This window comes from Photorhabdus aballayi, from assembly GCF_026153155.1.
GTDB lineage: Bacteria > Pseudomonadota > Gammaproteobacteria > Enterobacterales > Enterobacteriaceae > Photorhabdus > Photorhabdus luminescens.
This window is the reverse complement of the sequence record NZ_JAPFCD010000083.1, coordinates 1-14,838: the sequence shown is the minus strand read 5'-3', so window position 1 is coordinate 14,838 and position 14,838 is coordinate 1. Positions and strand designations below refer to the sequence as shown.

Here is a 14,838-nt window from a genome sequence, read left to right as displayed (position 1 = left end):
TAATTATCTCGACTATATATCATTCTATATAAAGTAATGATTTTTAATGAATATAGTTATTGTTTTTTTTAAAACTATTTTTGGAGTGGTAATATACCTAATTAACTTGAAGATGCAGGGTTGAAGTTGATTGGTTATATATACGATAAACCTCCTGTAAAAAAGAGAATATTGTGACTGAACTCAATATGAATGGGCTGAAATAGGTAAATCTAGACCTTTTTTGGTTATTACTACACATAAATGAATATGAGATGACAAATGAATACTGACTGGATGAATGAAGAGGCTTCAAACTTATTCGATCAATATGATGATTATTTGGAGGAAAGACTTGGGTACACGCCGTTGATTGAGAACCTTAAGGAGAGTTTGGGACAAAACGTATCGGTTCTTGATTATGGTTGTGGTGGTGGGAAAGTGTCACGTCGGCTAATTGCTGGAGGCATAAAGATGGTAACGGGAGTGGATATTTCACAAACTATGGTGGACAAAGCCTCCAGCAACATCAATCGTGGCAATAGTTTTTATCATCAAATCACAACTGATGTCCTTAACTTCGATGATAATACTTTCGACGCAGCTATATGCTGTTACGTGTTCGTTACTAACAGTAAAAAGTCTGATCTTTTGAAAATCGCTAAGGAAGTTCACAGGACATTAAAACCTGGCGGCATTTTTTACGTATTGGATACCAATCCGGATTCCGTTGGGATTAAGTTCAGTTCTTTCATGAGCGGTGATCTAAATAAAAAATATAGTGATGGGGAAAGCAAGCCAGTGTATTTAGATATGCCAAATGGAAGTATTTTTAAGATTTCAGATACGCATTGGCATAAAGAGACATATTACAAAATTTTGAGCGAGGCCGGGTTCAAAACTATTGAGCTTTTTGAACACAGTGACGCTGATGTTTCAAAGGATACTGAAAGTCTACGATATTACCCGCCTTTCGTAATGTTCAAAGCTACTAAATTCTAGATGTTCATTTGACTAATGGAATTCCTTGCTTATTACAAAAATGCCGGTGAGGGATTCCATATGACTAGTTTTGAAGGCAATTTAATATTGTTTTGAATGGTGTTTTATGAAAAGTAAGATGATTAATATTTTGTGATGAGTGAAGCAAACGATTGGAAAGGGAGAATGTAATAATGTTTTTCGTCCTTTTAATCTTCTCTGTTTTCCACTTCCTGTATCAACTGCTGGCTAGGCAGGCTATCGGTTTGCCAGATCCCGCTGACACGGAAGCGATTAGCGACGGCTAATCGAGGTCATAAGAAGCCCCCACTATCACTGGTGATTGAGTTGTGGGAGCAGGTTACATGAGCGGGATTTCCTCCTGTGGCGAGGTTTTTTATTTTAGATCAAATCATATTTTTTGTTTTTCATTCATCATACGGTTCAGCCACGGCACGGTGACCGCCATGATGATAGCGACGATAAAGGTGGCAATCCCAATTTTGCCGAATACGCTGGTATAGACTGGTAATGTTTGCAATGGGTCAGTAATACCTTTCGGTGCGGCCGTCAGGGCTGCGACATAGCCGCCGAGTAAGGAGGACGTTGCTTGAGTTAAATACCACATTCCCAGAATAAAACCCATCAGGTACTGAGGAACAAGGGCCGCAATCATTGCCAGGCCCAATGCGCTGATCATTAATTCTCCGACGCCCTGGAACAGATAAACCAGAACAATAAACCAAGCAGAGGTCAAACCTTGTTCATCTGCAAACCACAAACCGGCAGCGGCGGCAGTGAGGAAACCTAAAGAGCACAGGAACATACCAACCGCAAATTTGGCTGGCATGGTCAGGTCTTTACCTTTAGCGCCCCAGTGAGTGTATAGTACGGCGAGTATCGGGCTGGCAACAACAATCCAGAATGGGTTAAGCGCCTGGAAACTGACCGGATTGATATTAAAACCAAGCAACTGATGGTGAACGTTATGGATGGCGAAGAAGTTTAGCGAAGTTGGCATCTGGGCATATAGGATGAAGAACACAATCGCTTGCAGCATCAAAATGAAGGCAACAAACATTTTGTTACGGCCTGCTTTATCCTGTTTTAATGCTTCCCGGAAGAAGATAAACACCACGATGACAGAGAGGGTAATCAGCATAATATTCGCTATTTTCACGTTGTGCATCAGCCATGCGCAGACGTAAACCATCGCAACGCTTCCCGCCAATACCAGAAATAGGTTTTTATAGTTGATTGGTCGATGGTCGGGTTCAGAACCAATATTACGGACGGTTTTGCGACAGAAAATATAGACCAACAACGCGATAATCAGACCAATACCACAAATATTGTAGGTAACGGCATAACTAAATTTTTCCGCAACAACGGGAGCGAGAGCGAGTGAGAACAGCGAGCCAAGGTTGATTGACATGTAAAATAACGTAAAAGCCCCATCCAGACGAGGATCTTTGGGTGGATAGCATTTAGACAGTAGGCTGGCTGGGTTGGCTTTGAACAGGCCGTTACCAACGGCGATTGTTCCCAGTGCGTAGAAAATTAAATCAGGGTGTAGGATAGAAAGGCCTGTCATAAAGTAGCCAATTGCCAGCACAATGGCGCCCAACACAATGGTTCGTTTAGTTCCCAGTAAGTGGTCGCCTATATAGCCGCCAATAGAGATCAAACCAAAAACCAACGCAGCAAATGCACCGAAGGTAATAAACGCTTGTTCCTGGGAAAATCCCAATTTTTGTACAAAGTAGACCGCGAGAACGCCTTGTACGCCGTAGTAGCCGAATCGCTCCCAAAGCTCGACGAAGAAAATCATAAAGAACGGCTTGGGTTGTTGTAATAAACCGATGGATGCGGGTTTATTCATAGTTAATTGCCTCTGATTGGTCATTATTGATTGAAATACACTTGGAAATGTACAGTGACATTCAGTGACATGATCTGTCGCTAAAGTGGTTTTTTTATGTACTTTATTCAAGTGATCGGAGGGCAGTAGATTATTATATGGTTAAAATATGTTCCTAGTTAGTGATCACACTAACATAAAGATATTAGTATTGAATTTAATAGTATATTCATCAGGTGAATGCCAAAAATGATTAGGAAAAGGGCTGAATAGAGGTGTTGACAAAGAAATGCTATTCAGGCCGCTCAGGGCCCGAATAGTGGAAGAACAATCACTGCCTAATGGGGGGCAGTTAAACTGCGGCGGCTTCAATTTCCAACATGACTGGACGGAAATTACGCTTGAAATAGATGAGGCCGTGGCCTTGTTCGCTTACCGTGATATGTTTAATCTGAACCAGATACACGTTATGCGTCCCCACTTCTTGCACCTGTTCGATTTCACCTTCAAGGCTGGCGAGGGTGCCGGTTAACACCGGTTGGCCTAATGGCCCTGTCTGCCAGATATTCCAGCGAAAACGTTCTTCCATGCTGACGCCGGTCATACCGGCAAAGTGGCGTGCCATCAATTCTTGTTCGTGGTTTAAAATATTTACGCACAGGCGGCCATTTTCCTGAAAAACGGTATTCATAGCACTGCTGCGGTTAATGCATACCATCAGCGTGGGCGGCGTATCGGTGATTGAGCATACCGCTGTGGCAGTGATGCCACAGCATCCGGCATGGCCATCGGTGGTGACGATATTCACCGCTGCTGACAGACTCGCCATCGCATCTCTGAAGTGCTGGCGATGTTCATTTTCTACAGACATATTGGCCTCCTGCTACCGATTATTTCAGCAGCTTATCTAACTGGTTAATATCGCTATTATTGTATAAATGTGGTCTGCGCCAGCCATGTTGATCATAATCGGCAAGGCAGCGATCAACCATATCCATCATTTTTTTCATATTGCCAGAGCCATGAGCATGGCGCAGACATTGCATCCGAATTTCATCCTGGCTACCGGCATAGTTGATTTCGTACAACTCGTGACGGCCGCCAAATTCACTGCCAATGGCGTCCCACATCAGTTTTAAAATCTTGATACGTTCAACGTGATCGATACCGTTAGAACCCCGAACATACCGGGCCAGATATTTATCAATTTCTGGGTTGTTCATATCACGTACACTGGATGGTAGATAAATTAGGCCACTGGTGACGTTACTTTCAATAATATTCTTAATCTTAGTGTAGGCCGTTGGCGCCATAACGCGATAAGTTTGTATTGCTTGAGTATCCGGCAAATAAGCGCCGCCTTTCCACGGCTTGGCTTCTGCCCACATCGCGTCACTCAGTGACCAAAACAGGTTACGCCAGGCAACCACTTCACCCAAGTTAGCCTGAACGCCACGGAATTCTATCACGCCGGTGCACTCCAGGCTTCTTTGTAGCAGGGCGGTAATGAAATCCAGCTTCACCGCTAGCCGTACACAAGCCTGTAATGGGAACAGGCTGGTGAAACCCGCTTGAATTGCCCAATTACGCGCGCGGTCAAAATCACGGTAAATCAGGACATTTTCCCAAGGGATAAGTACTTTATCCATCACCAGAATCGCATCGTTTTCATCAAAACGGCTGGATAAGGGATAATCGAATGGGGAACCTGTTGCGCCTGCTACCAATTCATAGGAGCCGCGGGAGATCAGTTTCACGCCTTCCGCATCCATTGGGGCGACAAACATCAAGGCAAAATCAGGGTTATCTCCCATGACTTGTGCGGAACCAAAACCGATAAAGTTATAGTGAGTCAGGGCTGAGTTAGTTGCTACCACTTTTGCGCCGCTGACGATAATACCGGCATCCGTTTCTTTTTCTAGTTTAATATAGACATCACGTGTCTGATCGGCGGGTTTATGGCGATCGATAGGTGGATTGACAATGGCATGGTTAAAGTAAACGCCCGTTTCTTGAATACGTTTATACCAGGTACGGGCGTTATCCGCGAATTGACCGTAATATTCAGGGAATGCGCCGAGAACGTTGCCGAAGGCCGCTTTATAATCAGGTGATCGGCCCATCCAGCCATAAGTTTGACGTGACCATTCCGCGATAGCATCACGTTGTTGGCGCAGATCATCCGCACTGGTAGCAAAGCGGAAGAATTTGTGAGTATACCCGCCGTTGCCGGTATCGGTATTCCAGCACAGGGCGTCATGGGTTTCCGGGGCGTGCAGGGCATCGTACAACTGACCGATTGAAGCAGCAGAATTGCGGAATGCGGGATGTGTAGTGACATCTTTTACGCGTTCGCCATAAATGTAAATTTCGCGGCCATCTTGAAGGCTTTTCAGGTACTCTTCACCGGTGAAAGGACGTTTTTTGTCGGCGCGAAAATCTTCTGGTTTCATGTCTACCTCACAGTCGTCATAAAAAGCGCCAATCAATATCGGCACGGAAATGTTAATTTAATGTTTGTTTTGTGTTTCTTAATTGAAGCTTTAGAACGGCGTTTCTTGAATAGATTTTCGGAAGGTTCGCTGGTACTTTTCGTTGGGAAGGAGGCTTTGTTATTTAAAGTGTGATCCAGGCGATATTTTTGTGACTGTTATTTCAAAATCTATTTTTAATTGGTTGGGTTAATCAGATTCGTGATGGTTTTATTATTGAGTTTGGTGACCGTTTGCATGGTCACCTTTAGTGAGATAATAGTTATACGAGCTTATGTACAGAACCTTTGATTAAGGCACAGAGATTAATGTACATGCAATTTTTTATTTCTGGATGATGACGGGGCATCTTCTGGGAGTGCCCGCTTTTTGGTTACTACCGGCTGACGTTTTTCAGCTTTAACTAATCCGATACTATATTTACTTTCTGGGTAATCATGGCCTCTAAATTCATTTACGTTTGTGATAAACATTGCGTTTACCGTTTTTGAGCTTTGTAAATGAGCTCCTTCCTCTCTTTCAGGCTCAGATAGATCTGTCAGAATTGAAGCAGCTACTTTTTTCTCCTTATCGTATACAACAGCTATTGCGGCACCAAAATGAAAAGGATACGCTTTCCCTTTACTTGTTACTTTCTCTGCTATCATTAACCCTTGTTTTAAATCTGGCAGGACTGTTTTATCCGTGGATTTTCTTAATGGTAGAACGTCTTCTTTTAAATCTATGTCTGATGCGTTTTCAATTGATTTATTTCCAAATTCCACGGACATTATTACTCCCAGATCTGCTCCAACTGTGGCTTCACTTTCGTAGGGGAATGGTTTAGTCTCATTTTTGTTATGTAAGATGTCAAGGGTATACTCTGTGCTGCTAATACAGCTTATGGGTAGGTCTTTTTTGAAGGTTAATATCGATTCATCTTTTTCAATCTGTCTATCGAATAATTCTTCTGGTACATTGAGCCCATGTTTTCTTTCTTTCGTTAAAGTATCTACGGAGTCGAAATTCAAGAATTTGTTTTTGACTCTTATCTGTGTTGATTCCCATTCTTCTGGGTTATCTATTTGTATATTAAACCCGAAAATCTTGTGAGTTTCAGAATTAAGTCCAGAAATATCAATGAGTGTTGACGGATTATTTTTCACCATTCGATATAAATTAAGTCCATCAACTGTTCCAGCCGGATCGGCGCTTAACCATCTACCCACCCACGGTTGATAATAACGATAGCCGTAATAGTAGAGTCCGGTAGCATCTCGTTCTTTACCTGAATAACGGAGGATTTTATAGCTGGCTTCTATTTGGTTTCTTGCTGCCCATAACGCTGTACCGCCAAATGGATAATACTCTTCCTGACTGATAATTTGTCCTTCATTATCCAGTTCAAGTTGACTGGAACCAATCAAATTATCATAGCTATAACGGAGCTGATTATTGCTGATACCGGCTGGTGGTGTGGTTTCCCAATGGAGAACCCGTACCTGTGCGTGACCGGCTGCCCCCACGGTAATAATATGCAGGTCTTCCGATATCGAGGCTCCATTTTGCGTTGTACGTAACTCCAGACCGGGAAGATAAGTCACTCGTTGCTGCTGCGTGCTGTTGCCTGCCTGTTGTTCACTGACTTTTAACTGCCGCATGCCGTCGTTGCCATAACGATACCACTCCCGATCACTGGCATTTTCGCGGCTCACTGGCGTTACCTGTTGTAGTTCGCCACGGGCATTCCAGCTCAGATCTTGCCCCGGTAGTAATTTTTTTTGATGGCCGCCAGCATCAAACAAGGCATCTACCTGTGTTGAATCTGAGGCCAGTGAACTCAGCACTGCCCGGTTACTGCGATTGGAAACAGTTATATCTGTGGTGTAGTTATTTTGGGTTGCGGGCGAATTGTGTCGGATTTGAATCAGATTGCCGCTGCGGTCGTAATTATAGTTGCGAGTATAGTTGGTATATGAGCTGTCATCAGTAGGCAGAGGGATGATTGGTGAAGGAAGTTGGTTGCTTTGCTGACTGATATTAGCCATCTCACGTCCTGTTGCGTTAATGAGCTGGTAAAGGGAATCGTAGGTATAGATGTTTTCAGGGACTATTTTCTGATTGCGCCAGAAGCGGGTGGCCTCTGCATCATTACGAACACTGATAATGTTCCCGACCGGATCATGTTCATAGCGTAGATCTTGTAACACCTTGTTATCTGATTGACGGCGGGTCGTCGTGCTAATCAATCGTAAAGTTTCTGGTTCATAGCGGTATTCGGTGATAACGCCGTTGCCGTGTTCTTCACGCAGTTTCTGGCCTGCGGCGGAGTAGGTCAGGGATTTGATAATGACTTGCTCGCTTTGGTTTTTCAATGTCAGCCAGCTACCTTTTAACTGCCCGGCTACATTGTAAGCCAAACGCTGTATGTTGCCTGTTGCATCGGTTTGAGTCAGCAACGCGCCAGTAGCATCAAAGGTGCTTTGTGTCGTGTAAGTTTCGTTATTGAATTTGGTCTGCCAGAGGGTTTCATCGTTACCCATCCAATCTGCTTCCTGACCATCGGCCAACAACTTGCAGGACTGAGATAAGATATTTTCTGTCAACGATAAACTTTCCAGTTGCGTCATGCCTGCTGTGTCGTAGTGGCGCACGTACTGGCCGGCAAGATTATGATCTTTCTCCGCTTGTGTATTACTTGCCCAAATAAGATATTCAGTAACACGGGGCGCCTTTTCTTCGGGAGCTTGTTCGCTTACGGATAATAGGCGGCCGGGCAGAGTGTTAGCTTCATATTGTCGAGTCTGAGTGACGCCAGTTGCAGTTACGATCAATACCTGACGGCCTTCAATATCATTGAGGGCAACGATACGGCCGGCATCGGCACTTTCTGTTCGCAAAGTATCGCCGGTCAGATTGTATTGCCAGAGGAAGTTGGGATTTATCGAATTATCGGTCTGTTTGGCGTCGTACAAACGCGGATCAATGCTTTGGCTCAGGTGTCCTCTGGCATCATATTGGTGGCGGGTAATACGAATATCTGTATCTCCTCCCGCAACAGTGCGGTGAAAATCGATATTGCGGATGGTAAGGCCACGATTATCGTAGACGCTAACTGTGGGCGTATGTTGATAAAGTTTTGGGTCAGTGTTTTTCATAACTTACCTCTTGGTTGTATTAAGGATTTTGGTCGTTGCAGATTTATCTGCATTCAGTTAGATGGGCGTTTTGGCATATTATTCTCAGAAAATAGCAATGAGTTCTGTTATCAATATGTCAGCCCATACTAATTAATAATACATCCTAAATATTGATTCAGAGTGATTGAAAATATAGGACGTCTTTTGTTTTCTGGTTTCTTTATCCATGTATTGATAAATTCAGCTCAATCTATACTTGTTTTAAATGTTATTTCCCTCCGGCCAGATCAATAAAATTCCCGGTTACGTATGAAGCTTCATCCGATAGCAACCAAGCTATAGCCTGTGCAACTTCTTTCGGTTGCCCGCCGCGTTTCATTGGTAAGGAATTTTTCACCCGCTCAACGCGATTTGGTTCGCCGCCATCGGCGTGCATATTGGTATAGATAAATCCGGGACGAACGGCATTTACCCGAATTCCCTGATCGGCTACTTCCAGAGACAGGCCGATAGTCAAAGTATCGATTGCACCTTTCGATGCGGCGTAATCTATATATTCGTGCGGCGATCCCAGTCGGGATGCGGCGGATGAAACATTGACAATTGAGCCGCCTTGTCCACCATGTCGGAAAGACATTCTTTTAACTGCTTCCCGTGCACAGAGAAAACTGCCTACAACATTGACGGCAAAAATATCATTCAGGCGGTCAGCGGTGAGTTGTTCAATTGATGCTTGTGGTTTGAGAATACCGGCATTATTCACCAAACCGGTTATACATCCGAGTTCTTTATCAATTCTTTGGAAGAATTCTACGACTTGTTGTTCATCAGCGACATTGACCTGAATGGCGATAGCTTTACCGCCTATTTTATGGATGATTTCTGTGACTTCCAGCGCTTGAGCTTGATTAGTGTGGTAACCAATACCAATATGATGCCCTTTCTCTGCCAGATAAAGCGCGGTTGCGCGACCAATGCCGCGAGATCCGCCCGTAATTAATGTGATTTTCTGCATAGTTTTCTCACTTGGAGCCGTTATTTGTTTACTATTATCTAAATAATATTCCACTTTTCTGATTATATAATTTAGAAAATCCACATACAGTCTGCCATATATTATAATTAAAGTCATGATGATATAATTATTTAATTGGTTTTATGGATGCTGGTCATGAAAATCATAATAATATTCTGTAGTGTTTTTTTATTATGGTAATATATGGCTGGTCGTTATTATTAAATGACGCTTTTGAAGTGTGATATATAATTAATTTTTCACCTTCAAAAGCGTTTTTTATTTGAAAATTTCATGGATACAAAGTTGATTTATTTGTCCTTTTCATGTTGTTTGTTTATATAACTTTGCATTATTTTTGATGACTGATTCAGATGTTCTAATACGGCGGAAATAGTTTCACATAACTTTGGTTCATCGGTATCATAATGACGGATACTAAAAAATCCTTTTATATTTTGGGCGGCATAGATAAGACGATTAATATTGTCTAATAACATTAGCGGTGCGACATTAAGATAATTTCCTTGCAACTCATTGAGTATGTTGTGGAATAATTCAAAATCATTCCTATCAATAGCATTTGTAAGCTTATCTATGTACTGCAATTTTTCTCTCATTTCCATTATATTTTACCTCTTTATTTACTATCACATTAAAAATGACTATGATTAGTTATCTTTATCCAAATATTCTTGTGCTAATTTTGATACCTGATTTAGAAAGTCTAACGCAGTGGTTTCCCATAATTCAGGAACAAATTCATCGTAATTTAAATTATGAAAATCTTTTTCTACATCATCAGAATTACGGATAAAAATATTAATTTCTCTTATTAAACTTATTATATACCCTATGGATTTCAAGGTGCATCGCGACGGCAAGGGAGCGAATCCCCGGGAGCATAGATAACTATGTGACCGGGGTGAACGAGTGCAGCCAACAAAGAGGCAACTTGAAAGATAACGGGTATAGTTATTGGATATTGATGGTTTAGATAGTCAGTTACTATTTCATCTATTGTTTCGCCGAATAACTGATAATCTTGATGAAAATAAGTAATCATTAAATCATCTATATATTTTCTTTCTATTTCTCTTTCCATTGAATTAAACCTCTTTGTTTATTTTTTCATTTAAGAATACTTTAACTATTCATCTTGTTCAGTATGTTCGTTCAAAAAATTCTGTGCTTTTCTTGATACGTGCTCTAAAAATTCAAGTGCTGTTAGGTGCCATATTTCGGGGAAAACGTCAGCATCAGAATAGATGAAGTAAAATTCTTTCTCTATATCTTTGGAATTACATATGAAAGTATTAATTTCTTTTATGACTTCTCTTTTCATTCTATTGCTTGTGTTACTAAAAAAATCATCTATGACATCATCAAGCTCAGGGCCAGATATTATTTCATAGTCCTGATTAAAATAAGCGTACATTAAATTATCCAAAAGTGGATATTGTCTGTTCATAAGCTAAACCTCCTTTTCAATGCGTTCGTTTAGAAAATCCTGTGCTTTTTTTGATACATGCTCTAAAAATTCAAGTGCTGTCATATTCCATACTTCTGGGAGAACGTCAACATCATGATAATGATAATCAAATGTGTTCTCTACATCTTCAGAAGAGTTAATAAGATCGTTGATTTCTTCTATTAACCCTTTTCTCATTCCCTGAGATGCATCATTAAGAAAATCATTGATAACATCATCAAGCTCGGGACCTGATATTATATCGAAGTCCTGATTAAAATAAGCATGCATTAAAATATCTAGAAATGGATATTGTCCGGTCATAAGCTAAACTTCCTTTTTTAGATAATCGCGTGCTCTTTTGGATACATAGTTTAAAAAACCAAGTGCTGTGGCAGTGTCCCAAAAGTCTGGGTCAAAGTCACTATAGTAGAGAGCGTCAAAATCTTTTTCTATATCTTCTGAAGTGCTAATAAAAGAATCAATCTCTTCTATTAATTTTTTTATCATTTCCTGAGTTGCAACATTAAGAAAGCAATCTGTGACTTCATCCATAGTTTCTCCATACAATAAGTCATAATCTTGACAAAAATAAGCGCCTACTAAGATGTCTAAAAATGGATATTGTCCGGTCATTTTAATTGTGGCCTTTCATATTATTGCGATCTCTTGGTAATCAAAATCAATAGAATTTCTTGAAATATATAAGCCATTCTTATTGATTAAATTTCCTTGTTTGTTGTCTGAAAAAACGTTTAATTACTCATTTTTATCCAGATAATCTTTTGCTCTTTTTGATACATATTGTAGAAATTCAAATGCTGTGGTTTCCCATAATTTAGGGCAAAAGCTAGAACTATAATAGAGAGTTTGAAAGTCTTTCTCTATATTTTCTGAATTATGGATAAAAGACTCTATTTCCTCTATTAGCTCTTTCTTCATTGCTTCATTCGTGGTATCAAGATAGTCATTTATGACATCATCAAGCTCAGGGCCAGATATTATGTCATAGTCTTGATTAAAGTAGGCGTACATCAAACGATTTAGTTCCATCTTATTCTCCATAAATCTTAATTAAATTTTGGGAATGCTGTAGTATATAGTATTGTTTACCGTTAAATTCAGAATGCCTTAATTACTCATCTTTTTCAGTATGCTCGTTTAAAAAATCCTGTGCTTTTTTTGATACATGCTCTAAAAATTCAAGTGCTGTGAGTCCCCACCATTCTGGGAGAACGTCAGCATCATGGTAATGATAATCAAATGTGCTCTCTACATCTTCGGAAATGTCAATAAGATCATTGATTTCTTCTATTAACCCTTTTCTCATTCCCTGAGTTGCGACATGAAGAAAATCATTGATAACATCATCAAGCTCGGGGCCTGATATTATATCGAAGTCCTGATTGAAGTAGCCATGCATTAGAATATCTAGAAATGGATATTGTCCGGTCATAAGCTAAACCTCCTTTTTTAGATAATCCCGTACTCTTTTGGATACATGATTTAGAAAATCTAATGCAGTAGTTTCCCATAACTCTGGATAGAATTCATGACCCAAATTATCAAAATCTTTTTCTACATCTTTTGAGTTACTAATAAAGTAATCAATGTCCTCTATTAATCCTTTCATAAATATGGGAGGTTCGCTATTTAAATATTCAGTTATTACCTCATCTATTGTTGTTTCGCCAAATATGTCACAATCTTGGTTAAAATAAGCCCCGATAAAATTATCTAAGTGTTGTGTTTCTTTTTTTCTTTTCATTGCATTGACCCTCTTTATATATGATTAATATTTAGGAAAGGCGGTTAATATATAGTACGGCTTACCATTGAATTCAGAGTAATATAAAACAACTCTCACTTTATATAATTGGTCTACTCCTTCAACACCTTTGGTAATGCCGATGCCAACCGGTACTTTTGAAACATCATCTATAGTTAACCTGCTACCTCCAAAAGCATATTTCGTCCAGTTAATTATTTTTGCCTGATTATTTTTGATGGTATTTGAAATCACTTTCTCTGCTATTTTTATATCATAAAAACAACTTGATTCTTTCATTGTTTTAGATATTAAAAACCTCGCCCTCAACTCCTGCTCCGATAGCCCAACATGTTTAAGCAAAGTATGTCCACCTGGTTTTAATCCTGTAGGCGATTCATGTTCAATTAACTTAATTCTGCCTACCCGTACAGAAGCAACTCTAACAGCGCCCGCTATTGAAGCAAATGACAATGGCACAGCGATATCGACGGTAAGCCCTATTTCAGAAGCGGTGTAATCATCAGCTCCAAATTCTTTTGCTAAATTTACCGCCTCTTGATAAGTTTCCGTCGAGGTTTCTCTGCCGGTAATTATTTGACTGGCAGAAGCATTCATTACATCAAGACTGTGCGCGCCGATAATAACGCAGGCAGCTTTAGTTAGCGTTGAAGGATCAGGCGCCAGACAAAGAGCGCCAGCGCCAATCAGTTCAACGACTCCCGCTGCTAAACTTGCCCCACCTAATATTCTGTTACTCCAAGTCTCTTCCTCGGTAATGGTATTATCCGATAGGATCGCCGCAAGTTGCACAGGCGATAAAACAATGCGTAACCCATTCTCAGACTCTGAATCAACAGGGGTATCAGTTAAATAAGCGGCATTATTCATCGTCAATAAACCCTGTCATCCCAGAAGCTATAAGAACCGGTGGAGCAGGCCAGATTATTCCATGTGATATTTTTATAAGTGAAACAGATAATTTCTTGTGGTACGCCGGCATTATTATCTCTGGAATGCGGAAAATGGCATTTTATGCTGGAGATAAAGGCGTGGCCTAGCCTGATGGAATAATTTTTTTCTAATCCTCCGGTTGGTGATGTTCGATAATTCTCAAACAGGCATTCCAGCTCTTCATTTTCATCGAAGCTTCGCGTCAGTAAAGGCGAAGATTTATCGACGGGTTTTACTACCATAACCGGATGATGGGATACGTGTTGTTCCCTCGTCATTAAATGTTGAAGAGAGTAAATAAAAATCTCATTCTCATGGCCGTGCTGGTAATTATTTCCTATAGAGTTTAAGGAACCGCAGCCAGTGGAGATCAGCCCCTGTTTTTTGCCTTTCAATGTTAGATAAATGATATTTGCCATACTGGTTGCTCCTCTTAATGTGCTTTTTTTATCCTGCTGTAGGGTGTGTGCAAAAAGCAATTAAAAATTTATAAATTTAAGATAATTTACATTTGTAAGAAGAGTAAATTTTTAAAACCAGAATACTTAGAAATGTGGCATCAAAGTGTTAAAAGGGACTTAAATATCTCGACTATCCAGATGGCATGTTTGTAATAATCGCATAGTGTGAATTGACATTGTGTGAATTGATATAGTGTGAGTTGACATAGCGTGAATTGACATTCAGGTAACGCCCAGTAACTGTTACCTGAATATTTGAAACTATTCTAAACGCATACGATTAATCTGACAAAGAACCGCCACACCCAGTATCCAAGCAAAGCAAATGTAATGACATTAAGAGAAAGGGATTTGAATCTTTTCTTCACGGTTACATAAATTAGGGGAGACATAATCAGTAAACATGTTGGAGCAAATACATCACGATTATCATCTATCAGCTCTCTGTAAACAGTACAGAGATTATCTGTATCCTGACCACCGATATAATGCTCTTCTTCTAAGTATGACATCATATATATAAATAACGCACAAAAGATAGCATAAGTGATATTTAAAACTATGGCTGATTTGCTCATTCTGAAATTCTCATGATTAAATGCGTTGTCTTGGTTTTAATCCTGCAAATAATAAAACAGGTGTTTTTTCTCGGTGAGCAGATTTTGTTATTAATTTCTTGTTGTATTGTACGTGGGGTATCCCGTGCGCCCATAAATAATGTTGACCATTTACACCAT

At 40.2% G+C, this 14,838-nt stretch carries 17 protein-coding genes; 1 reads left to right on the top strand and 16 read right to left on the bottom strand.

The window, feature by feature from the left end; all coding sequences use genetic code 11:
* The first annotated feature begins 261 nt into the window (after nt 1-261).
* Nucleotides 262-981, top strand: coding sequence for a class I SAM-dependent methyltransferase (locus OO184_RS23485; protein WP_265381241.1), 720 nt, complete (start codon nt 262-264; stop codon nt 979-981).
* A 391-nt stretch (nt 982-1,372) separates the two neighbouring features.
* Here OO184_RS23485 and dtpB read toward each other — a convergent pair whose 3' ends face one another.
* The 16 genes from dtpB to OO184_RS23405 all read right to left on the bottom strand — a co-directional run bounded on the left by dtpB (nt 1,373) and on the right by OO184_RS23405 (nt 14,679).
* Entirely contained in the window at nt 1,373-2,842 is a 1,470-nt protein-coding gene (gene dtpB / locus OO184_RS23480; RefSeq protein WP_265381240.1) for a dipeptide/tripeptide permease DtpB, read from the bottom strand.
* A gap of 331 nt (nt 2,843-3,173) precedes the next feature.
* Nucleotides 3,174-3,692 carry a 4-hydroxyphenylacetate 3-monooxygenase, reductase component gene (hpaC, locus tag OO184_RS23475; protein WP_049583203.1) on the bottom strand — a complete coding sequence of 173 codons (519 nt, stop codon included), beginning with the start codon at nt 3,690-3,692 and terminating at the stop codon, nt 3,174-3,176.
* Between the two features lie 19 nt (nt 3,693-3,711).
* A complete protein-coding gene (hpaB, locus tag OO184_RS23470; protein ID WP_265381239.1) occupies nt 3,712-5,274 on the bottom strand; it encodes a 4-hydroxyphenylacetate 3-monooxygenase, oxygenase component in 1,563 nt (520 codons plus the stop codon).
* A gap of 344 nt (nt 5,275-5,618) precedes the next feature.
* Nucleotides 5,619-8,450 carry an RHS repeat protein gene (locus OO184_RS23465; protein ID WP_283256375.1) on the bottom strand — a complete coding sequence of 944 codons (2,832 nt, stop codon included), beginning with the start codon at nt 8,448-8,450 and terminating at the stop codon, nt 5,619-5,621.
* A gap of 250 nt (nt 8,451-8,700) precedes the next feature.
* Nucleotides 8,701-9,447, bottom strand: coding sequence for an SDR family oxidoreductase (locus tag OO184_RS23460; RefSeq protein ID WP_265381238.1), 747 nt, complete (start codon nt 9,445-9,447; stop codon nt 8,701-8,703).
* 311 nt (nt 9,448-9,758) lie between these two features.
* Nucleotides 9,759-10,073: a hypothetical protein gene (locus tag OO184_RS23455; RefSeq protein ID WP_265381237.1), complete on the bottom strand. Its 315-nt coding sequence runs from the start codon at nt 10,071-10,073 to the stop codon at nt 9,759-9,761.
* Nucleotides 10,074-10,309: 236 nt separating this feature from the next.
* The gene (locus OO184_RS23450; RefSeq protein WP_265381236.1) at nt 10,310-10,552 is read right to left on the bottom strand and encodes a contact-dependent growth inhibition system immunity protein; all 243 of its coding nucleotides are present in this window, start codon (nt 10,550-10,552) and stop codon (nt 10,310-10,312) included.
* A gap of 45 nt (nt 10,553-10,597) precedes the next feature.
* A complete protein-coding gene (locus OO184_RS23445; RefSeq protein ID WP_265381235.1) occupies nt 10,598-10,918 on the bottom strand; it encodes a contact-dependent growth inhibition system immunity protein in 321 nt (106 codons plus the stop codon).
* A 3-nt stretch (nt 10,919-10,921) separates the two neighbouring features.
* Complete coding sequence (locus OO184_RS23440; protein ID WP_265381234.1) at nt 10,922-11,242, bottom strand: contact-dependent growth inhibition system immunity protein; 321 nt, start codon at nt 11,240-11,242, stop codon at nt 10,922-10,924.
* Between the two features lie 3 nt (nt 11,243-11,245).
* Nucleotides 11,246-11,554: a contact-dependent growth inhibition system immunity protein gene (locus OO184_RS23435; RefSeq protein WP_265381233.1), complete on the bottom strand. Its 309-nt coding sequence runs from the start codon at nt 11,552-11,554 to the stop codon at nt 11,246-11,248.
* Nucleotides 11,555-11,677: 123 nt separating this feature from the next.
* Nucleotides 11,678-11,971, bottom strand: a complete 294-nt coding sequence (locus OO184_RS23430; protein ID WP_265381232.1) for a contact-dependent growth inhibition system immunity protein — start codon at nt 11,969-11,971, stop codon at nt 11,678-11,680.
* 82 nt (nt 11,972-12,053) lie between these two features.
* Nucleotides 12,054-12,374: a contact-dependent growth inhibition system immunity protein gene (locus tag OO184_RS23425; protein WP_049583194.1), complete on the bottom strand. Its 321-nt coding sequence runs from the start codon at nt 12,372-12,374 to the stop codon at nt 12,054-12,056.
* A 3-nt stretch (nt 12,375-12,377) separates the two neighbouring features.
* On the bottom strand, nt 12,378-12,686 hold the full coding sequence (locus tag OO184_RS23420; protein WP_049583193.1) for a contact-dependent growth inhibition system immunity protein: 309 nt from the start codon (nt 12,684-12,686) through the stop codon (nt 12,378-12,380).
* A 24-nt stretch (nt 12,687-12,710) separates the two neighbouring features.
* The gene (locus OO184_RS23415) at nt 12,711-13,577 is read right to left on the bottom strand and encodes an RNase A-like domain-containing protein (protein WP_265381231.1); all 867 of its coding nucleotides are present in this window, start codon (nt 13,575-13,577) and stop codon (nt 12,711-12,713) included.
* 2 nt (nt 13,578-13,579) lie between these two features.
* Complete coding sequence (locus tag OO184_RS23410) at nt 13,580-14,059, bottom strand: Hcp family type VI secretion system effector (protein WP_265381230.1); 480 nt, start codon at nt 14,057-14,059, stop codon at nt 13,580-13,582.
* A gap of 308 nt (nt 14,060-14,367) precedes the next feature.
* A complete protein-coding gene (locus OO184_RS23405; protein ID WP_265381229.1) occupies nt 14,368-14,679 on the bottom strand; it encodes a YjeO family protein in 312 nt (103 codons plus the stop codon).
* Nucleotides 14,680-14,838 lie beyond the last annotated feature (159 nt).